Genomic DNA, 20,578 nt, shown 5'->3' on the forward strand with positions numbered 1-20,578 from the left:
CCCGCCGCCCACCTATGAATCGAAAAATCATCGCCTGTCCCCCAAAACCGGGCCCCCGGGGGGGGGGGCCCGCACCCCCCCCCCCCCCCCGCGCCCGTGGTCGTGTTACTTGACGGCCTCGATCTTGATCAGGTCGACCCGGTTGAAGAGGTCCATCTCGACGTTCTTCACCTTGGTCGAGTGGCCGAAGTTGTTCTGACCGAAGCGCAGCGGTACCACCGGCAGGTCCTCGGCCAGCAGGTCCTCGGCCGCCTGGTACTTCTTGATCGCTTCCTCGACGCTGGGGGCGCTGGCGCCCTCGGCGAGCAGCTCGTCGAACTCCGGGTTGCTGTAGCCGTAGTAGTTCGACGAACCGTTCGAGCTGTACAGCGGGCCCAGGTAGTTCTCCATGGACGGGAAGTCCATGATCCAGCCCATCCGGAACAGGCCGACCGGCTGCTTGGCCTTGACCTTGGTCAGCAGGTCGGCGAACTTCGGCTCGGCGTTGCCGACGCAGTCCACGCCCAGGTTGGCCTTGAGCTGGTTGCAGGTGGCGTCGATCCAGTCCTTGTGCCCACCGTCGCCGTTGTACGACAGGGTGATCTTCGACGGGCCGCCCGCCGCCTGGTACAGCGTCTTGGCGCGGGCGGGGTCGAACTCGCCCGGAGCGCCGACGGTGTTCTCCCGGTAGCCGGCGACCACCGGCGACACGAACGAGCGGGCCGGCTGCTGCGAGTCCTTGAAGATCGACCGGGTGATCTCCTCGCGGTCGATCGCCATCGAGATGGCCTTGCGCACGTCCGGGTTGCTGAACTCCTCCTGGAAGGTCGGGAAGGCCAGGAAGTGCAGCGACGACGCGGGACTCTGCTGGAACCGGTCACCCAGGTCGGTGCCGGCGGTGGAGAGGTTCTCGGTCGGCACGGTCTTGATCACGTCGAGGTTGTCCGACAGCACGTCCGCGTAGGCGGCGGTGAGCTGCTGGTAGATCCGGAACTCGACGCCGGCAACCTTCGGCTGCTCGCCCGGGAAGGCGTCGTACCGCTCGACCTCGACCTTGGCGTCGTGCTGCCAGGTGCCCTTCATCTTGAACGGACCCTGGCCGATCGGCGCCTGCTCGTACCCCTCGGCCAGCTCGCCCGGTGCGGAGAACGCGGCCTCCGGCAGCGGGTAGAAGGCGGTGTAGCCGAGCATCGCGGTGAACTCGCTGTACGGCTGGGACAGCGTGACGGTGAAGGTGTCGTCGTCGACCTTCTTGAGCCCGCTGAGCGTGGTGGCCTTCGGGTTCTCGCCCTGGAGGTCGTCGTACCCGGCGATCTTCTCGAAGAAGTAGCTGGAGTTCTGCCCGTTCGGGGCGTACGCGCCGTAGTTCCAGGCGTCGATGTAGTTGTCGGCGGTGACGTCCTCGCCGTTGTGGAAGGTGTAGCCGTCCTTCAGCGTGATCGTCCAGGTGGTGTTGTCCTCGGACGTGATCGACTCGGCCGCGACCTCGTACGGCTTGTGGGCCTCGTCGTAGTCGACCAGCGGGCTGAACAGGGCGGCGAGCACCTGGGAGCCGCTCGTCTCGTTGGTGTTGGTCGGCACCAGGTGCTGCGGCTCGGCGATCTCGATCCGCACGGCCGCGTTGGGGTCGCTCTCACCGGAACCGTCGCCGCCCGAGCCGCAGGCCACCAGGCCCAGCGTCACCGCGAGCGGGAGGGCGGTCCAGGCGGCGAGCCTACGAACGCGCATTGAGCCTCCTCGTCTCATTACGCTGCGCGATCAAGCCCGGCATTGGGGTAACTCTGCGCAACGCTCGGCAACGGTAGGTCGTGGGCCGTGGCTCGGCAACGTATCGGTCTCGAAGGGGTAACAGAACGCGGCCCTCCGGCTTGGCGAGCGTCGGCAACCGTGCTACGCCGAAGCGCCCAAACCGGCGATGGCGTGCTCTTTCTGGTGCGGTTTGCACGTGCCGTGCGGCGGTCGGCACCTTCTCGGGTGGCGAACAGCGTGATCGTCGGATTACGGGCGTTCGTGCCCGGCTGTCCGGAGTCGTAGTGGCTGCCGGCACAAGTAGTCACTCAAAGTGAGGAACGACACCTGACGGAGAGTAGTTTGGTGGTCCGTGTCGCCAGCCCGCCAGGTCGGGGGAGGCGACCATGGCGGGCGTGAGACGATCAGGTCGTGACGGCGACGCTTCTGGACGGCAAGGCGACCGCGGCAGAGATCAAGGACGAGCTGCGGGCGCGGGTCAAGGCCCTGGCGGAACGGGGAACCGTGCCGGGATTGGGCACGGTGCTGGTGGGCAGCGACCCCGGCTCCCAGGCATACGTCAACGGAAAGCACCGCGACTGCGCCGAGGTCGGCATCGCCTCGATCCGGCGTGAGCTGCCGGCCGACGCCACCCAGGAGCAGGTCGACCGGACCCTGGCCGAGCTGAACGCCGACCCGGCCTGCCACGGCTACATCGTCCAACTGCCCCTGCCGGCACATCTGGACACCCAGCGGGTGCTCGAACTGATCGACCCGGAGAAGGACGCCGACGGCCTGCACCCGGTCAACCTGGGCCGGCTGGTGCTCGGCTACGACGCGCCGTTGCCCTGCACCCCCCGCGGCATCGTGGAACTGCTCCGGCGGCACGAGGTGCCGCTGCGCGGCGCCAACGTGGCGGTGGTCGGTCGCGGCAACACCGTCGGTCGCCCTCTCGGGCTGCTGCTGACCCGGCGCAGCGAGAACGCCACCGTGACGCTCTGCCACACCGGCACCCTCGACCTGGCCGCGCACACCCGCGCCGCCGACATCGTGATCGTCGCTGCCGGCGTACCCGGCCTGCTCACGGCCGAGATGATCACCCCGGGCGCGGTCGTGGTCGACGTGGGCATCACCCGGGTCATCGGCTCGGACGGCAAGGGCCGCTACACCGGCGACGTGGACCCGGAGGTCTTCGAGGTGGCCGGCAAGGTGGTGCCGATGCCCGGCGGGGTCGGTCCGATGACCCGGGCGATGCTGCTGACCAACGTGGTCGAGCGGGCAGAACGCGGCTGAGGTGACGGAAGGCCCATAACCGTCCGCCCCTGGCCTGACGGGTGCCAGGATGGCTGATACCGTCCGGAAAACCGACTGGTAGCAGGGAGTGGGACGACCATGGGTAAGAAGGTCACTGTCGTCGGCGCCGGATTCTACGGCTCCACCACCGCGCAGCGCCTGGCCGAGTACGACGTCTTCGACACCGTCGTCATCACCGACATCATCGAGGGCAAGCCCGCGGGCATCGCTCTCGACCTCAACCAGTCCCGGGCGGTCGAGGGCTTCGAGACCAAGGTCGTCGGCGTCACCACCGGCCGCAACGGTGAGGGCTACGAGGGCATCGAGGGCTCCGACGTGGTCGTCATCACCGCCGGCCTGCCGCGCAAGCCGGGCATGAGCCGGATGGACCTGCTGGAGACCAACGCCAAGATCGTGCGTCAGGTCGCCGAGAACGTCGCCAAGTACGCTCCGAGCGCCGTCGTCATCGTGGTCTCCAACCCGTTGGACGAGATGACCGCGCTGGCCCAGATCGCCACCCAGTTCCCGCGTAACCGGGTGCTCGGCCAGGCCGGCATGCTGGACACCGCCCGGTTCAGCAACTTCGTCGCCGAGGCGCTGGAGGTGCCGGTGAAGGCGGTGAAGACGCTGACCCTGGGGTCGCACGGCGACACCATGGTCCCGGTGCCGTCGCAGAGCAGCGTGAACGGCAAGCCGCTGCGTGAGGTGATGCCGGCCGAGCAGATCGAGGACCTGGTCGTCCGCACCCGTAACGGCGGCGCCGAGGTGGTCGCCCTGCTCAAGACCGGTTCGGCGTACTACGCCCCGTCGGCCGCCGCCGCCCGGATGGCCAAGGCCGTCGCCGAGGACTCCGGCGAGGTCATGCCGGTCTGCGCCTGGGTCGACGGCGAGTACGGCATCTCCGGCGTCTACCTGGGCGTGGAGGCGGCGATCGGCGCCGAGGGCGTCAAGCGCGTGGTCGAGACCGACCTGGACGCCGACGAACTGGCCAGTCTCAAGGAGGCCGCCGAGGCCGTCCGCGCCAAGCAGGCCGACGTAGCCAACATGTAACCCCACCCCACCCCAGGTTGATCAAGAAGTTTGCGTCTCCGAATCGCTCTTCGGGTGACGTAAACTTCTTGATCAACTCGGCTGGTCGATGAGGGTGGTCAGGGCGTCCAGGATGCGGGTCAGGCCGAACGTGTAGGCGCGGTCGGGATGGTAGGCGGCCTGCTGGGCGGTGCCGGCGGCGGTGCCGACGCGTACGGCGGTGGGGTACTGCTGCTCGTCGAGGACCTGGGCCAGTAGGGGGGCGTTCGCCGCCCACCACTGCTCGTCGGTCCAGGCGGTCTGCGCTCGGGCGGAGCGCGCCTCGGCCGCCGAGCGGGCCGCGGCCCGGACGAAGTCGAGGACGAAGGTCAACGCGGCGTCCCGGGTCACGTCGTCCAGGCCGGTGTCGTCGAAGGCGCGCAGCTCGTGTTCGTACTTGGCCATCAGGCCCGGCCCCAGCGGCGGGCGACCGGTGGCGACCTCGGCGGCCCAGGGGTGGGCGGTGAAGAGGTCCCGGTTGTCCTGCGCGAGCGCCGCCACCCGCGCCCGCCACGGCTGGTCGGAGCGGTCCGGCCGGGGCATGCCCGCGTAGATCGCGTCCAGCATCAGGTCGAGCAGTTCGGCCTTGCCCGGCACGTACGTGTAGAGGGTCATCGGTGCCACCCCGAGGGCTCGGGCGAGCGCTCGCATGGTCACCGCATCCAGCCCCTCGGCATCGGCCAGCGCGATGGCGGCCATCACGATCTCGTCCAACGAGCGGCCCTGGCGGGGGCCGCGGCGCGGGGGGTCGGCGTCGGGCTGCCGCCAGAGCAGGCGCAGGGTGTGGGCGGGATCGCCGCCTCCGGTGTGATGGTCGGGCACCCTCCGATCTTTGCAGGCCAAATCTCTGTACGCAGTACGATGTACAATGTACGGAGTAAGTTTCCGCAAGGTGGGAGAGCGCATGCAGATCACCGCTTCGGCCATCTCGCTCAACGTCGATGACGTGACGACGTCGGCCGAGTTCGTCAAGCAGCACTTCGGGTTCCGGGAGGAGATGTCGGCCGACGGGTTCGTCTCGCTGGCCCGGGACGGGGTCGGCTTCAACCTGATCTTCCTGCGTACGGGGCTGGCCAGCCTCCAACCCCCGAGCCTGAAGGACCAGCGGGCCGAGGGCGTGCTCGTCGCGTTCGTCGTGGACGACATCGACACCGAGTACGCCCGCCTCCAGGCCGCCGGTGTGCCGATCGTCACCGAGGTGCAGACCGAGCCCTGGGGAGAGCGCTTCTTCCAGGTCGCCGACCCCAACGGGGTGATCCTGCAGGTGGTCCAGTGGCTGCACGGCACCGGGTCGGCCGACTGATCCACCGCGCATGCGCCGGGCCTGGCGGGGTAAGTCCCGCCGGGCCCGTGGCCGTTCCCGGCCGACCGGTGGGCGCGGCGTTCCTCGTCCCAACCGATCCAGTACGCTCGTACTGCTTGAGCATGTGTCCCCCGAGAGGAGCGCCGGCCGATGGCGAAGATCAAGGTAAACAACCCGGTCGTGGAGCTCGACGGCGACGAGATGACCCGGATCATCTGGAAGCAGATCCGCGAGCAGCTGATCCTGCCCTACCTCGACGTCGACCTGCACTACTACGACCTGTCGATCCAGCACCGTGACGCCACCGACGACCAGGTGACCGTCGACGCCGCGAACGCCATCAAGGAACACGGCGTCGGCGTCAAGTGCGCCACCATCACCCCGGACGAGGCCCGCGTCGAGGAGTTCGGGCTGAAGAAGATGTGGCGGTCGCCGAACGGCACCATCCGCAACATCCTCGGCGGCGTCGTCTTCCGCGAGCCGATCATCATGTCGAACGTGCCCCGCCTGGTCCCGGGCTGGACCAAGCCGATCATCATCGGCCGGCACGCCCACGGCGACCAGTACCGCGCCACCGACTTCGTGGTGCCCGGCCCGGGCACGGTCACCATCACCTACACCCCGGCCGACGGTTCGGACCCGGTCGAGATGGAGATCGCCAACTTCCCGGGCGGCGGCATCGCCATGGGCATGTACAACTACGACGACTCGATCCGGGACTTCGCGCGGGCCTCGTTCCGCTACGGCCTGGACCGTGGCTACCCGGTCTACATGTCCACCAAGAACACGATCCTGAAGGCGTACGACGGCCGCTTCAAGGACATCTTCGCCGAGGTGTTCGAGAACGAGTTCAAGGCGGAGTTCGACGCCGCGGGCCTGACCTACGAGCACCGGCTGATCGACGACATGGTCGCCGCCGCGCTCAAGTGGGAGGGCGGCTACGTCTGGGCGTGCAAGAACTACGACGGTGACGTGCAGTCGGACACCGTCGCGCAGGGCTTCGGCTCGCTCGGTCTGATGACCTCCGTGCTGCTCTCGCCCGACGGTCGCACCGTCGAGGCCGAGGCCGCGCACGGCACCGTCACCCGGCACTACCGGCAGTGGCAGAAGGGCGAGAAGACCTCCACCAACCCGATCGCCTCGATCTACGCCTGGACCCGGGGCCTGGCCCACCGGGGCAAGCTGGACGGCACCCCGGCGGTCACCGAGTTCGCCAACACCCTGGAGCAGGTCATCGTCTCCACCGTCGAGAGCGGGCAGATGACCAAGGACCTGGCGCTGCTCATCTCGCGGGACGCCCCGTGGCAGACCACCGACGAGTTCATGAACACCCTCGACGAGAACCTGGCGCGCCGCCGGGCCGCCTGAGTCCCGTCCGCCTCCCACGAGCCCGCCGGCCGACCAGCCGGCGGGCTCGTGGTCTTCTCCGGCGCGGCGCGGGGGACACGCCGTACCCGCGTCACCCGACCCGGCGCGCCTCGTTGACCAGGATGGACGAGATGCCAGTCCCGTCCTGGAAGGTTGACCGTCGCCGCCGCGCGGCACGCGTGCCCAGCAGCCAACCTTCCTCGGCTGTCACGACAGCCAGCCGTCCCTTCCCTGCGGGGGGCCCTGTCCCGGGCCCCCCGCGCCCTGCTTTCCGACGGTGTCCACCGCCCCGGATCCGGCGGATCGGATGCACGGGTCAGACGGCACGGAGCCGGGCGGCGGCCTGCTCCGGGGCGATGTCGTTGCTGAACACGCCCATCGCGGACTCCGTACCGGCCAGGTACTTCAGCTTGTCCGCGGCCCGCTTCACGCTGAACAGTTGCAGATGCAGGTGACCCAGCTCCCGGTCGACGCGTACCGGTGCCTGGTGCCAGGCGGCGATGTAGGGCATCGGCGCGTCGAACAGGCCGTCGAAGCGGCGCAGCAGGTCCAGGTAGAGCGGGCCGAAGGCGTCCCGCTCGGCCTCGCTCAACGCGGGGATGTCGGGCACCGGCCGGTGCGGGGCGAGGTGCACCTCGAACGGCCAGCGGGCGGCGGCCGGGACGTACGCGGTCCAGTGGTCGTTGCCGGCCACCACCCGCTCACCGGCCGCACGCTCGGCGGCGAGCACGTCGGCGTAGAGGTTCCGGCCGCCGGTGCGCTCCGCGTGCCGCCGGGCCGCGCCCAACAGCGACCGGGTACGCGGCGCGACGAACGGGAACGCGTAGATCTGCCCGTGCGGGTGGTGCAGGGTCACGCCGATCTCCACCCCCCGGTTCTCGAAGCAGAACACCTGCTCCACACCGGGCAACCCGCTCAACACGGCGGTCCGGTCGGCCAGCGCGTCGAGCACGGTGCGGACCCGGCGCGGCGGCAGGCCGACGAAGGAGCCGTGGTGGTCGTCGGTGAAGCAGACCACCTCGCAGCGACCCTGCCCGGGCCGGACCGCGGTGAACGGCGTCATCTCGGTGGGCTCGTCGACCACGTTGCCGCTCAGGGCCGGGAACCGGTTCTCGAAGACCGCCACGTCGTAGTCGGGCGCCGGGATCTCGCTCAACCAGTCGTCGGTGGAGGGGCAGAGCGGACACTGGTCGGCCGACGGGAGGAAGATCCGGGTCTGCCGGTGCACCGCCAGCGCGACCCACTCGTCGGTGAGCGGGTCGTAGCGGAGCTGGGAGGCGGGTGGGGGAGGGGGCAGCTCGCGCCGGTCCGGCTGGTCCCGGACGGCGTCGTCCCGCTCGTCGAAGTAGACGAGTTCGCGGCCGTCGGCCAGCCTGATCGCGGTACGCCTCATCGCGCCGCCTCCGAACCGCTCGTCGGCACCACGAGCAGTTCACCGACCCGGTCGGCGAGCAGCCGACGGGCCTCCGGGGCCAGCCGGTCGTCGGTGACCAGCACGTGCGCGTCGGACAGCGGGGCGATGGCGGAGAGACCGACGGTGCCCCACTTGGTGTGGTCGGCGAGCACCACGAGCCGGTCGGCGGCGGCCACCAGGGCCCGGTTGGTCTCCGCCTCCAGCAGGTTGGGCGTGGTGAAGCCGGCCCGATCGGTGACCCCGTGGACGCCGAGGAAGAGCAGGTCCAGGTGCAGGGACCGGACGGCGGTCACCGCCAGCGGCCCGACCAGCGCGTCCGACGGCGTCCGCACGCCGCCGGTGAGCACCACCGTCTGGTCGTCCCGACCCTGGTCGTGCAGGATGTCGGCGACCGGCAGAGAGTTGGTCACCACGGTCAGGGACGGCACGTCGACCAGCCGTCGGGCCAGCTCGGCGGTGGTGGTGCCGGCGGAGAGCGCGATCGCCGCGCCGGGGTGCACCAGTCGTGCCGCCCGAGCGGCGATGGCGGCCTTCTCGGCCTGCTGGCGGACCGACTTGGCCTGGAAGCCGGGCTCGTCCGTGGAGCCGGCGACGGTGGCGCCGCCGTGTACCTTGGCCAGCAGGCCGCGCTCGTGCAGCAGGTCCAGGTCGCGTCGGATGGTCATGTCGGAGACACCGAACTCGGTGGCCAGCTCACCGACGCGTACCCCACCGGTGGCCCGGACCCGGTCCAGGATCGCCGCCTGGCGTTGTTGGGCGAGCATCGGCACCCTCCGCGCCCCACGTCAACGAACATCTTCGAACATGGGCAAACATAGCGCGGGTCGGCAACCTCCCGGAAGGGAACGCTGCGCCAGTCAGAGCGCCGGTCGCGGCGGCTCCACCCAGCCGGTCTCGGTGAGCTGGTGCAGGACCGCGTGGACCGCGTCGTCCACCGCGAGATCCGTGGTGTCGAGCACCAGGTCCGCGTCGGTCGGCTCCTCGTACGGGTCGTCGATGCCGGTCATCCCGGTGAGCAGACCGGCCCGCGCCCGCGCGTACAGGCCCTTGCGGTCACGCTGCTCGCACACCTCCAGCGGCGTGGCCACGTGCACCAGCACGAAACCGGCGCCCGCCGCCACGGCCATCTCCCGGGCGACGGCCCGGGCCTGCGCGTACGGGGCGATCGGGCAGCAGACGGCGATCCCCCGGTGCCGGGCGATCTCGGCGGCCACCCAGCCGATCCGCCGCACGTTGGTGTCCCGGTCAGCCCGGCTGAAGCCCAGCCCGGCGGTCAGCTCCCGGCGCACCACGTCGCCGTCGAGCAGCGTCACCGTACGCTCGCCCTGCTCGCGCAGCGTGTCGGCGAGCCCTCGGGCGACCGTCGACTTGCCCGAGCCGGAGAGCCCGGTGAGGAAGACCACCAGTCCCCGGTGCCGTCGGGGCGGCCGGGCCCGGGCCAACTCCTTCGCCACCGCCGGCGGGGTGTGCCACTCCGGAAGCGGGAAGCCCCGGTCCAGCAGATCGTCGACCTCGGCCTGGGTCAGCGCCAACCGCCGGTTGCGCGGCGGGATGTCCTCACGCCAACGCCACTGGCCGTCCCGGTTGTCGTAGGCGAGTTCCCGGGGCACCAGCACCCGCAGCCCGGCACCGGAGAGCATCTCCCCGGTGGAGAGCAGGTGGGTCACGCCGTACGCGGCGGACACCCGGGCCCGCAACAGGGCGTCGCTGATCTCGTCCGGTCGACGGGAGAACGGCACCGCGACCAGGGTGGCCGGCGGCATCCGGTCCCGGGCGGCGAAGACGCCGCGCACCAGTGCCTCCGGCGGTAGGCCCCCGGTGCCCTCCTCGCCCACCGGAATCATGATCAGCAGGTGGGCGCTGAGTGTCCGGACCGCGTGCGCGATCTGGGCCAACTGCGGGCGGTGCAGCGGCCGGTCGGCGACCACGCCGAGCACCCGGCCGGGCGGCAGCATCGCCCGGATCTCCTCGGGCGGGCGACGCAGCCGCTGGAACGGACCGTGTCCACCGTCGCCGAGCCGGCGGACGGTGCCGCCGACCCCGGCCACGCCGTCCCGGACCTGCCAGGCGTCGGCCACCTCCAGCGCCGCCACCGGCGCGCCCTCGCCGTCGGTGAGCACCAAGGTGCGGTGCTCCGGGGCGTGCAGGTCGAGCCCCTGGGCCAGCGCGGTCGGCACCTGGAGGGTCACCGCGACCGGCCACGGCGCGCCGTCGACGAGCCGACCACGGCGGCTGACGGAGACCAGGTCGGCCCGGGTCATGAAGCCGGTCAGCGGCGCGTACGCACCGGTGAGCAACAGCTCCAGATCCGCGAGCTCGCCGGGACGCGGCGTGTACGTCGGCGCGTCCCGCAGCACCTCGTCGGGCAGCACCCACCCGTTGCTCATCAGACCCCCAACTCCGGCGACCGGCACACAGTTTCGCAGCCGGTCGCCGATCGGTCGAGAGCGCCACTCGTCCCACGGCAGCCGCCCGACCCGGGTGGCCGTCGGAGGGTCAGGTCGTGCCGACCGCGCCGTGCCCGGTCGGACCGGGACTGTGGCCGAACGCCCGCCGCACCCGCCGCCACAGGCCGACCGTCTCCGGGGGCGGTGGGGGAGCCGGCGTCGGGCGCTTGTCCACCACCACCGGGCCGTCGGCACCGACGGAGAGCACCAGCGGTACCTTCGCCTCCTTGGTCCAGCCGGAACTGGTCACCCGGGTCTTGAAGGTCCAGTCACCCGCGTCCGGACCGCCGTCGAGCCGGTCGACGTCGACCGTCGCGGTGCCCCGGTAGACCACGCGCAGGCCACCGGCGGGAACGGAAACGCGCTTCACCTCGAAGCTCACCGGCAGGAGGAAATCCGCGCCGTCCCCGGCCCGCCGGGCGAGGACGTCCAGCCGGCCGTGGTGCAGCTCCTCGGTGCAGTCGAGCAGGTCGGTGGGGATCTCCTCGACCGGTACGACGAGCAGGTCCCGCCCGTCGGCGTGGGTGAACACGATCGGCCCGCCGCCGTTGCGCAGTTGCCCGGTGAGCGTGAGGACGAGCGTCGAGCCGGTCAGCTCGTACCCGGTCAGGCGGACCGTGGCGCGGACGCCCTCCTCCCACTCGGCCAGGCGGTGCAGGTCCTCGATGCGACCCTCGGCGGCGAGCCCGGCGACGGTCCGTTGCAGCGCGGGCAGCGCGGCGGCCACCTCGGGCGCGAACCGTTTCCGGATCGTGCTGCCGACCTCCTCGACGACCCGGTCGGCCCAGTCCCGAGGCGCGTTCCGCAGCCGCTTGCCGCGCAGCCGGGCGATCATCTCGTTGCGCAGCCACCGCCGGTACAGCCGGTCGCGAAGTGGGCCGGGCGGCACGTGCGCGTCGACGATGTCCAGCACCGCGCGGAGGCTGTCGAAGTACTCGGCCGGATCCAGGCGGTTGGCGGTCAGGTTGCCGCCGTCGGTCCGCTTGGCGTGGTGGTAGCAGGTGTAGCCGGACAACACGCTGACCCGGCGGGCGAGCAGGTACGCCCGAGCCACCAGATGGTGGTCCTCCAGGCGTCTGCGGTCCTCCGGGAAGCGCAGGTCGTGCTCCAGCAGGAAGGCCCGGCGGAACATCTTGTGACAGGTCAGGCTGTCGATCAGCGGGGTGTCGGCGAGCGTGGCGTGGGGGTGGTCGACCCGGAACAGCTCCCGGGGCACGGTCCGACCGTGGCCGACCATCTTGCCGATCGCGATGTCCGCGTCGTGCTGCACGGCGTACGCGTACAGCCGTTCCAGGGCCTCGTCGGCGAGCCAGTCGTCGTCGTCGACGAACTGGACGTACTCGCCGCGGGCCCGGGCGATCCCGATGTTGCGCGGACGCGACGGCCAACCGCTGTTCTCGATGTGCAGCACCTGGATGTGTGGGTGCGCGGCGGCCAGCTCGTCCAGCCGGTCCCCGGTGTCGTCGGTCGAACCGTCGTCGATGAAGATCACTTCGAACTCCGCCGCCGGCATGGACTGCCGCAGCAGGGAGTCGACGAGCGCCTGGATGGTCCCACCGGCGTTGTACGCCGGCACCACCACGCTCACCTTCGGCCCGCCAGCCGTCATCGCCCTCCCGTCCGCCGCTTTCGCCGGGTGTCGTGTCGCGTGCTCCAGTGTGTACTAAATGCCGCGATCACCGTGTGTGCGGGGCCGAATTCTTCTCTTCCGGCGCGGCGGACGCAACCGGCCCGGTGGCACCGCTGCCCCGGGCGTCCGGGACCGAGCACTCGGCGGGCGGCACCCTAGGGGGAAGCTACCCGGGGAGGATCAGGGGAAACAGGGGCGCTCACCGGGGTCCGGAACATTGCCGGCCTTCTCTAGGCTGTCGGCGTGACACTGATCGCAACCGAGTCGTTGACGAAGGTCTACGGCGGCGGGGTCACCGCACTGTCCGAGCTGACGGTAGCGGTGGAGCCAGGGATAGTCGGTCTGGTCGGCGCCAACGGCGCCGGCAAGTCGACGCTGATCAAGCTCCTGCTCGGCCTGCTCGCCCCGACCAGTGGCCAGGTACGCGTACTCGGCCTCGACCCCACCACCGACCCCGCGGCGGTACGCGCCCGGGTCGGCTACATGCCGGAGCACGACTGTCTCCCACCCGACCTGTCCGGCGCCGAACTGGTCACCCACCTCGGGCGGATCAGCGGCCTGCCGCGGACGGTCGCACGGGAACGCGCCTCCGAGGCGTTGCGGCACGTCGGGCTGCACGAGGAGCGGCACCGCCCGGTGGGTGGCTACTCCACCGGCATGAAGCAGCGGGTCAAGCTGGCCCAGGCGCTGGTGCACGACCCCGACCTGCTGCTGCTCGACGAGCCCACCAACGGGCTCGACCCGGCAGGTCGGGACGCGATGCTGGCCCTGGTGCACCGGATCGGCACCGAGTTCGGCATCTCCGTCCTGGTCTGCTCGCACCTGCTCGGCGAGGTCGAGCGGATCTGCGACACGCTGGTCGCGATCGACGGCGGACGGCTGCTGCGGGCCGACAACATCGCCGCGATGACCTCGGCCATCGACGTGCTCGCCGTCGAGGTCAGCGAGGGCACCGACGACCTGGCCACCCGGCTGGCCGCGCTCGACCTGCCGGTGAGCCGGGAGGGGCAACTGCTCCTGGTCCCGCTCGCCGACGACGGCACCTACGACCTGATCCTCGGTGCGGTGGCCGAGCTGGACCTGCCGCTGCACCGGTTGGACCAGCGCCGGCACCGGGTCGCCGAACTCTTCTCCCGAAGGGAGAGCAGCCATGCCTGAGCCGACCGGCGTCATCCACGACATCGGCTACCAGCGGTACACCGGCCCTCGCCTCGGTCGCCGCTACGTCTTCGGGTCGCTCTACCTGCACGGCGTACGCACCGCCTTCGGTCTTGGCCGCAGCGCCAAGGCGAAGATCTTCCCCTGGCTGGTGGTCGGCATCGTGCTGATGGTGGCCGTCGCCGTCACCGCGATGCGCGCCCAGTTCGGCGAGGTGGTGATGACCTACGCCCAGTTCGCCGACAACCTGAGCTGGCTGGTCCTGTTCTTCGTCGCGGTGGCCGCACCCGAGCTGGTCTCGCGGGACCTGCGCAGCGGTGTGCTGCCGTTGTACTTCTCCCGGCCGCTGCCCCGCGCCGACTACCCGCTGGCCAAGCTGCTCGCCCTGGTCACCTCGCTCTGGCTGCTGCTCGGCGCGCCGCAGATGTTCATGTTCCTCGGCGCCGCGTTCACGCTGGACGGTCCCGGCGCGGTCTGGGACGAGTTCGTGGACCTGGTCGGCGGGCTGCTCTACGCCGGCCTCTGGGCGGCGGTCTTCGCCTCGATCGGTCTGCTGGTCGCCTCGCTGACCGGCAAGCGGGCCTTCGCCGCCGGTGGCATCGTCGCGGTCTTCCTGATGACCACGCCGATCGTCGGCACCATGTCGATCCTGCCCTCGCAGGCGGCCAACCAGCTCTCCGGTCTCGCCTCGCCCTCCACCCTGGTGCAGGGCGTCGGCGTGTGGACACTGCGCGACCTGCTGATCACCGACCAGGACGCCTTCGTGCCCGACCTCGGCCCGTTCGGCCCGGTGTACGCCGTGGCCGCCGTCGCGCTCGTGGCCGGCTGCGTCGCCCTGCTGCTGGCCCGCTACCGGAAGGTGGCCGCACGATGACCACGACCTCCTCCGCCGCCGCGCCGACGGCCACCGCCACCAGCAGCCTCGACCTGGCCGGGGTCTCCCGCTGGTACGGCAACGTGGTCGCGGTCAACGACGTCAGCATGTCCCTCGGCCCCGGCGTGACCGGCCTGCTCGGGCCGAACGGGGCCGGCAAGACCACGCTGCTGCACATGATGGCCGGCTTCCTCGCCCCGTCGCGGGGCGCGGTCACCCTGGACGGGCGGCCCACCTGGCGCAACCCCGAGGTCTACCGGCTGCTCGGCCTGGTCAGCGAGCGGGAGGCGGTGCACTCGTTCCTCACCGCCTACGAGTTCGTGCTCGCCACCGCCAAGATGCACAAGCTGCCCGACCCGAAGGATGCGGCCCGCCGGGCGATCGCCCTGGTCGAGTTGGAGGGCGCGCAGGACCGCCGGATCGGCACGTACTCCAAGGGCATGCGGCAGCGCGCCCGGGTGGCCGCGGCGCTGGTGCACGAGCCGCAGGTGCTGCTGCTCGACGAGCCGTTCAACGGCATGGACCCGCGCCAGCGGCTGCACATGATGGAGCTGCTGCACTCGCTCGGCGACGCGGGCCGCACCATCCTGTTCAGCTCGCACATCCTGGAGGAGGTCGAGCAGGTCTCCGGCACCGTGCAGGTGATGGTCGCCGGCCGACTCGCCGCCTCCGGCGACTTCCGCACCATCCGTCGTCTGATGACCAACCGGCCGCACGTCTTCGCGATCCGCTCCACCGACGACCGCGCGCTGGCCGTCGCGCTGATGGCCGAACCCTCGGTCAGCGGCGTCGAGCTGGGCCGCAACGGGCTGACCGTACGCGCCGGAGACTACGGCTCGTTCACCCGGACGCTGCCGAAGGTGGCGCTGGCCCGGGGCGTACGCGTCAGCCAGCTCGTGCCCGAGGACGAATCCCTGGAGAGCGTCTTCTCCTACCTGGTGGAGGCCTGATGTCCACTGTCTCCTGGATCACCGCGCGCGGGCTGTTCGGTCGCCGTCGGTTCCTGCTGCTGCTGCCACTGCCCGTCCTGCTGGTGGTGCTGGCCGTACTCTCCCGTGGCCTGGGGGTGGCGCCGACCGACTGGGGACCGCCGGTGCTGGTCGGTCTCGGTCTGGCCGTGGTACTGCCGGTGATCGCGCTGATCGTCGGCACCGGCGTGCTCGGTGCCGAGATCGACGACGGCACCGTGGTGCACGTGCTCACCACGCCGCTGCCGCGCTGGCAGATCGTGCTGCCCAAGCTGGCGGTGGCGGCCGGGGCCACCGCGGTCACCGTGGCGGTGCCGCTGTTCGCCGCGGGCCTGCTGGCCGACTCGGCCCGCCTCGGTCTGGCGCTGGCCGTCGCCGCGGCGATCGGCGCGCTGGCCTACTCGGCGCTGTTCGTGGCGAGCAGCCTGCTCACCCGGCGGCCGGTGCTGCTCGGCCTGGTGTACGTGCTGATCTGGGAAGGGCTGCTCAGCAACGTGGTGACCGGCACGCGGGTGCTCTCCATCCAGCACTACGTGATCGCCATCGCCGACAAGCTGGCGCCGACCGCGCTGCTCAACACCACGGTCTCCGTGCCGGTGGCGGCGGTGATGACGGTGCTGGTCAGCGTCGGTTTCACGGTGCTCGCCATCGACCGCCTGCGCGCCTTTTCGGTGGCCGGCGAAACAAGCTGACGGATGTAAGGAAGGGCACCCTGTTAACGCCTCCGGTATAGGAAGGGCCCCCTATCAACGGTTCCGGCGGGCTCGTACCGGCCGGTTGTCAGCAGGGGGCCCTTCCTATACACCAGGCGTTAACAGGGTGCCCTTCCTTGCAGAGCACTAGAAGGCGCAGGCGATGACGAGTTCGGTGGTGCGGTCCGGCAGCAGGTCGAGTTTGCCGATCCGGCCCGCCGCCCGCAGGTCGTCGGCGACCTCGGTGAGCTGGTCGAGCAGGGCCGCCGGGCCGAGCGCCTCGGCCAACGGCACCTCCGCCCTCATCGACAGTTTCCGCTCCGACTTGGCCCGCCGGACCTGGCTCAACGCGTCCGAGGCCAGCCGCAGCAGCGCCGGATCACCCTCGCCCTGCACGGCCCGGTCCACCTCGTACGTGGTGGGCCACGGCGCGCGGTGCACCGATCCGTACCGCCACCAGGACCACACCTCCTCGGTCGCGTACGGCAGCACCGGCGCGAAGAGTCGGAGCTGCACGGAGAGCGCGGTGGCCAGCGTGGCCCGGGCCGAGTCGGCACCGGTACCCGTGCCGTAGGCACGTTCCTTCACCAGCTCGATGTAGTCGTCGCAGAACCGCCAGAAGAACGACTCGGTGGCCTGCAACGCGGCCGTGTGGTCGTACGCCTCGAACGCGGTGGTCGCCGCCGCCACCACGGACGACAGTTCGGCCAGCACCGCCCGGTCCAGGGCGGTGGTCGCCGGGGCGCGCAGGGCGTCGGCGGCACCGAGCCCGAGCGCGAACCGCGACGCGTTGAGCAGCTTGGTGGCGAGCCGTCGGCCGACCTTGATCTGGGCCGGGTCGAAAGCCAGGTCGGTGCCGGGCCGACCGTTGGCCGACCAGTAGCGCACCGCGTCCGAGCCGTGTTGCTCCAGCAGCGCCATCGGGGTCACCACGTTCCCCTTGGACTTGGACATCTTCTTGCGGTCCGGGTCGAGGATCCAGCCGGACAGCTCGGCGGTGTGCCAGGGCAGCGTGCCGTGTTCCAGGTGCGCCCGCACCACGGTGGCGAACAGCCAGGTCCGGATGATCTCCTGCCCCTGTGGGCGCAGGTCCATCGGGAAGACCTTGGCGAACAGCTCCGGGTCGCGTTCCCAACCGCCGACGAGCTGCGGGGTCAGCGACGAGGTGGCCCAGGTGTCCAGCACGTCCGGGTCGCCGACGAAACCGCCCGGCGCGCCGCGCTGTGACTCGTCGTACCCGGGTGGGGCGTCCTCGGACGGGTCGATCGGCAGCGTGGAGTCGTCCGGCGTGAGAGGGTGGGACCAGTCCGGCTCGCCAACGTCGTCGAGCCGGTACCACACCGGCACCGGCACGCCGAAGAACCGCTGCCGGCTGACCAGCCAGTCGCCGGTCAGGCCGCTCACCCAGTGCTCGTAGCGGTGCCGCATGTGCTCCGGCACCCAGCGCAGCTCCCGCCCCCGGGCCAGCAGCGCCTCGCGCAGGTCGGCGTCGCGGCCACCGTTGCGCAGATACCACTGCCGGGTCGAGACGATCTCCAGCGGCCGGTCGCCGCGTTCGTAGAACTTCACCGGATGCGTGATCGGGCGCACGTCGCCGACCAGGTCACCCGCGTCGGCGAGCAGCTCCACCAGGCGCCGCCGGGCACCGTTGACGGTCTGCCCGGCCAGCTCCGCGTACGGGCCGCCGGGCACCCCGGACGGTGGTTCCGGCAGCAGCCGCCCGTCGCGGCCGATCACCACCCGGGTCTCCAGGTCCAGTTCCCGCCACCAGGTCACGTCGGTGAGGTCACCGAAGGTGCAGACCATCGCGATGCCGGTGCCCTTGGCCGGGTCCGCCAGCGCGTGCGCGCGCACCGGCACCTGCACCCCGAAGACGGGCGTACGCACCATCGTGCCGACCAGGTCCGCGTACCGCTCGTCGTCGGGGTGGCAGACCAGCGCGACACAGGCCGGCAGCAGCTCCGGCCGGGTGGTGTCGATCAGCACCTCGCGGCCGTCCGGCCGGTGGAACCGCAACCGGTGGTACGCCCCGGGGCGCTCCCGGTCCTCCAACTCGGCCTGGGCCACGGCGGTGGCGAAACCGACGTCCCACAGCGTCGGCGCCTCCGCCTGGTACGCCTCCCCCCGGGCCAGGTTGCGCAGGAAGGCCCGCTGCGAGGTGGCCCGAGCCGCCGGACCGATCGTGGTGTACATCAGCGACCAGTCCACCGAGAGACCCAGCCGCCGCCACAACGCCTCGAACACCTGCTCGTCGGAGACGGTCAGCCGCTCGCACAACTCGATGAAGTTGCGCCGCGAGATCGGGGTCGGGTCCTTGCGGGCGGCGTCGTCGACCGGCGCCTGCGGTGCCTGCCAGTCCGGGTCGTACGGCAGGCTCGGGTCGCAGCGCACGCCGTAGACGTTCTGCACCCGCCGCTCGGTGGGCAGGCCGTTGTCGTCCCACCCGATCGGGTAGAAGACGGTCCGGCCCCGCATCCGCTGGAAGCGGGCGACCAGGTCGGTGTGCGTGTACGAGAAGACGTGCCCCATGTGCAGCTCGCCGGATACGGTCGGCGGCGGGGTGTCGATCGCGTATACGTCCGACCGCTCCTTGCTGCGGTCGAACGCGTACGTGCCGTCCTCCTGCCAGCGGCGCGACCAGGTCTCCTCGAGCCCGTCCAGGGTCGGACGCTCGGGGACGCCGGTGCGGGCCGTCCTCGCCGTATCAGTCATCCGTCGATGGTAGGCGGGTGACCAGGTGGGCGGTCACCGGAATATCTACAGCAGCGAGTCGCGCCACTGGCGGTGCAGCGCGGCGTACCGGCCGCCCTCGGCGACCAGCCGGGCCGGCGGACCGTCCTCGACGATCCGGCCACCGTCGAGGACCAGGACCCGGTCGGCGGTCTCCACCGTGGAGAGCCGGTGCGCGATCACCACCGCGGTCCGGTCCCGCAGGATGGTGCCGAGCGCGTGCTGCACCAGCCGTTCGGTCGGTACGTCCAGTGACGAGGTCGCCTCGTCCAGGATCAGCACCGCCGGATCGGCCAGGAAGGCCCGCGCGAACGCGACGAGTTGCCGCTGCCCGGCGGAGAGCCGTCCACCGCGCCGGTGCACCTCGGTGGCGTACCCGTGGGGCAGCGCGGCGATGAAGTCGTGCGCGCCGATGGCCCGCGCGGCGGCCTCCACGGCGGCGTCGTCGGCGTCCGGCCGACCGAACCGGATGTTCTCCGCCACCGTGCCACCGAACAGGTGGGTCTCCTGGGTGACCAGCACCATCGTCCGGCGCAGCGCGGCGTCGGCGACCTGGCGCAGGTCCACACCGTCGAGGCGGACCGTGCCGCCGGTCGGGTCGTGGAACCGGGCGAGCAGCTTGGCGACGGTGGACTTACCGGCCCCGGTCGGCCCGATCAGCGCCACCGTCTGCCCGGCGGGAATGTCGAGATCCAGGCCGGACAGGATCTCCCGACCGGAGTGGTAGCCGAACGACACGTCCCGGAACTCGACCGCGCCCCGGGTCGGCCCGCGCGGCAACGGCACCGGGTGCGCGGGTTCGGCCACCTCGGGTCGCTCGTCGAGCACCCCGGCGAGTTTCTCCAGCGCGGCGGTGGCCGACTGGAGCGAGTTGTAGAACTGGCTCAGCTCCTGCATCGGCTCGAAGAACCGGCGCAGATAGAGCAGGAACGCGGCGAGCACCCCGACACCGGTCTCGCCGCCCAGCACCCGGGCGCCGCCGTAACAGAGCACCATCGCCACCGTGACGTTGCCGATCAGTTTGATCCCCGGCGAGTACGTCGCGATCAGGCGGAAGGCGTGCCGGCTGCTGTGTCGGTAGTCGTCGTTGACCGAGGCGAAGATCTGCTGGTTGCGTTCCTGGCGGCGGTACGCCTGCACCGCCCGGATACCGCGCATCGACTCCACGAAATGCACGATGACCAGCGCCATCGCCTCCCGCGTGCGGCGGTACGCGGCGGCCGAGGCGCGGGCGAACCAGCGGGACAGCCAGAACAGCAGCGGGAAGGCGAGCAGGGTCACCGCCGCCAGCGGCAGGTCCAGCCAGAGCAGGATGCCGGCCACCGACACGATCGTCAGGGCCGCCATCACCAGGCTCTCCACGCCCCCGTCGACCAACTCGGCGATCGAGTCGATGTCACTGGTCAAGCGCGAGATCATCCGGCCGGAGGTGTACCGCTCGTGGAACGCCACCGGCAGGCGCAGGAAGTGCGCGTACACCCGCTGGCGCAGGTCGAGCAGCGCGGCCTGGCCGATCCGGGCGGAGAGGGCGAGGAAGCCGCGCCGGGCCGCGTACTCGGTGCCGCTCGCGGCGGCGAAGGCCACCGCGACCGCGACCAGCGTGCCGGGCCGACCCTCGCGCAGCGGGTCGATGGCCCGGTCGATGCCGAGCATCACCAGGTACGGTCCGGACATCGCGGCGGCGTTCTGGGTCAGCAGCAGCGCCACCGCGGCGCCCAGCCGGGCGCGGTGCGGACGCAGCACGTCGGCCAACAGCGCCCGGCTGCGGACCCGCAACCGGGCCACCGCCTCCGGGCTGGTGTCCTCGGCCAGGCTGCGGTCGGCGTGCGGATCGGGGGCGATGCCGCGCCAGTGGGCCGGGTCGGAGATCGTGGGTGCGGGGATCTCCGGGTCGGAGGTCTTCGACGCGGAGTCCGCGGAACCGGA

16 protein-coding genes are annotated in these 20,578 nt (G+C 71.2%); 8 read left to right on the forward strand and 8 right to left on the reverse strand.

Annotation, left to right across the window (positions count from 1 at the left end; translation table 11 throughout):
• Positions 1 to 105: 105 nt before the first annotated feature.
• The gene (locus ACIBMZ_RS02880; RefSeq protein WP_396690428.1) at positions 106 to 1,707 is read right to left on the reverse strand and encodes an ABC transporter substrate-binding protein; all 1,602 of its coding nucleotides are present in this window, start codon (positions 1,705 to 1,707) and stop codon (positions 106 to 108) included.
• 432 nt (positions 1,708 to 2,139) lie between these two features.
• On the opposite strand from ACIBMZ_RS02880, the gene ACIBMZ_RS02885 reads away from it, so the two are divergent.
• Together ACIBMZ_RS02885 and ACIBMZ_RS02890 are read left to right on the forward strand one after the other, a co-directional pair.
• Positions 2,140 to 3,000 carry a bifunctional methylenetetrahydrofolate dehydrogenase/methenyltetrahydrofolate cyclohydrolase gene (locus ACIBMZ_RS02885; protein WP_396690430.1) on the forward strand — a complete coding sequence of 287 codons (861 nt, stop codon included), beginning with the start codon at positions 2,140 to 2,142 and terminating at the stop codon, positions 2,998 to 3,000.
• Positions 3,001 to 3,099: 99 nt separating this feature from the next.
• Positions 3,100 to 4,050, forward strand: a complete 951-nt coding sequence (locus tag ACIBMZ_RS02890; protein WP_396690431.1) for a malate dehydrogenase — start codon at positions 3,100 to 3,102, stop codon at positions 4,048 to 4,050.
• 72 nt (positions 4,051 to 4,122) lie between these two features.
• Here ACIBMZ_RS02890 and ACIBMZ_RS02895 read toward each other — a convergent pair whose 3' ends face one another.
• Positions 4,123 to 4,890: a TetR/AcrR family transcriptional regulator gene (locus ACIBMZ_RS02895; RefSeq protein WP_396690433.1), complete on the reverse strand. Its 768-nt coding sequence runs from the start codon at positions 4,888 to 4,890 to the stop codon at positions 4,123 to 4,125.
• Between the two features lie 82 nt (positions 4,891 to 4,972).
• Here ACIBMZ_RS02895 and ACIBMZ_RS02900 point away from each other — a divergent pair, with 82 nt between their 5' ends.
• The gene (locus ACIBMZ_RS02900) at positions 4,973 to 5,371 is read left to right on the forward strand and encodes a VOC family protein (RefSeq protein WP_396690435.1); all 399 of its coding nucleotides are present in this window, start codon (positions 4,973 to 4,975) and stop codon (positions 5,369 to 5,371) included.
• A 150-nt stretch (positions 5,372 to 5,521) separates the two neighbouring features.
• The gene (locus ACIBMZ_RS02905) at positions 5,522 to 6,739 is read left to right on the forward strand and encodes an NADP-dependent isocitrate dehydrogenase (protein ID WP_396690436.1); all 1,218 of its coding nucleotides are present in this window, start codon (positions 5,522 to 5,524) and stop codon (positions 6,737 to 6,739) included.
• Positions 6,740 to 7,055: 316 nt separating this feature from the next.
• On the opposite strand, the gene galT is transcribed toward ACIBMZ_RS02905, so the two are convergent.
• The 4 genes from galT to ACIBMZ_RS02925 form a co-directional block, all read right to left on the reverse strand.
• Entirely contained in the window at positions 7,056 to 8,132 is a 1,077-nt protein-coding gene (gene galT / locus ACIBMZ_RS02910) for a galactose-1-phosphate uridylyltransferase (protein WP_396690438.1), read from the reverse strand.
• Positions 8,129 to 8,917 (reverse strand): DeoR/GlpR family DNA-binding transcription regulator, encoded by a 789-nt coding sequence (locus ACIBMZ_RS02915; RefSeq protein WP_396690440.1) that lies wholly within the window; start codon positions 8,915 to 8,917, stop codon positions 8,129 to 8,131. Before ACIBMZ_RS02915 ends, galT begins: the two co-directional genes overlap by 4 nt.
• Before the next feature lie 93 nt (positions 8,918 to 9,010).
• A complete protein-coding gene (gene cysC / locus ACIBMZ_RS02920) occupies positions 9,011 to 10,540 on the reverse strand; it encodes an adenylyl-sulfate kinase (RefSeq protein ID WP_396690442.1) in 1,530 nt (509 codons plus the stop codon).
• A 109-nt stretch (positions 10,541 to 10,649) separates the two neighbouring features.
• On the reverse strand, positions 10,650 to 12,209 hold the full coding sequence (locus ACIBMZ_RS02925) for a glycosyltransferase family 2 protein (RefSeq protein WP_396690443.1): 1,560 nt from the start codon (positions 12,207 to 12,209) through the stop codon (positions 10,650 to 10,652).
• A gap of 264 nt (positions 12,210 to 12,473) precedes the next feature.
• Here ACIBMZ_RS02925 and ACIBMZ_RS02930 point away from each other — a divergent pair, with 264 nt between their 5' ends.
• Genes ACIBMZ_RS02930 through ACIBMZ_RS02945 form a run of 4 tightly spaced genes read left to right on the forward strand, consistent with a single transcriptional unit; the run spans position 12,474 to position 15,922 of the window.
• Complete coding sequence (locus ACIBMZ_RS02930; protein WP_396690445.1) at positions 12,474 to 13,388, forward strand: ABC transporter ATP-binding protein; 915 nt, start codon at positions 12,474 to 12,476, stop codon at positions 13,386 to 13,388.
• On the forward strand, positions 13,381 to 14,262 hold the full coding sequence (locus tag ACIBMZ_RS02935) for an ABC transporter permease (RefSeq protein ID WP_396690447.1): 882 nt from the start codon (positions 13,381 to 13,383) through the stop codon (positions 14,260 to 14,262). The genes ACIBMZ_RS02930 and ACIBMZ_RS02935 overlap by 8 nt, the downstream gene beginning before the upstream one ends.
• Positions 14,259 to 15,212 carry an ABC transporter ATP-binding protein gene (locus ACIBMZ_RS02940; RefSeq protein ID WP_396690448.1) on the forward strand — a complete coding sequence of 318 codons (954 nt, stop codon included), beginning with the start codon at positions 14,259 to 14,261 and terminating at the stop codon, positions 15,210 to 15,212. Before ACIBMZ_RS02935 ends, ACIBMZ_RS02940 begins: the two co-directional genes overlap by 4 nt.
• A complete protein-coding gene (locus ACIBMZ_RS02945) occupies positions 15,212 to 15,922 on the forward strand; it encodes an ABC transporter permease (protein WP_396690449.1) in 711 nt (236 codons plus the stop codon). Before ACIBMZ_RS02940 ends, ACIBMZ_RS02945 begins: the two co-directional genes overlap by 1 nt.
• A 147-nt stretch (positions 15,923 to 16,069) precedes the next feature.
• On the opposite strand, the gene valS is transcribed toward ACIBMZ_RS02945, so the two are convergent.
• Positions 16,070 to 18,634 carry a valine--tRNA ligase gene (valS, locus tag ACIBMZ_RS02950; RefSeq protein ID WP_396690450.1) on the reverse strand — a complete coding sequence of 855 codons (2,565 nt, stop codon included), beginning with the start codon at positions 18,632 to 18,634 and terminating at the stop codon, positions 16,070 to 16,072.
• Between the two features lie 45 nt (positions 18,635 to 18,679).
• A complete protein-coding gene (locus ACIBMZ_RS02955; protein ID WP_396690979.1) occupies positions 18,680 to 20,536 on the reverse strand; it encodes an ABC transporter ATP-binding protein in 1,857 nt (618 codons plus the stop codon).
• Between the last annotated feature and the right edge of the window lie 42 nt (positions 20,537 to 20,578).

This window comes from Micromonospora sp. NPDC049900 (assembly GCF_044461025.1).
Classification (GTDB): Bacteria; Actinomycetota; Actinomycetes; order Mycobacteriales; family Micromonosporaceae; genus Micromonospora.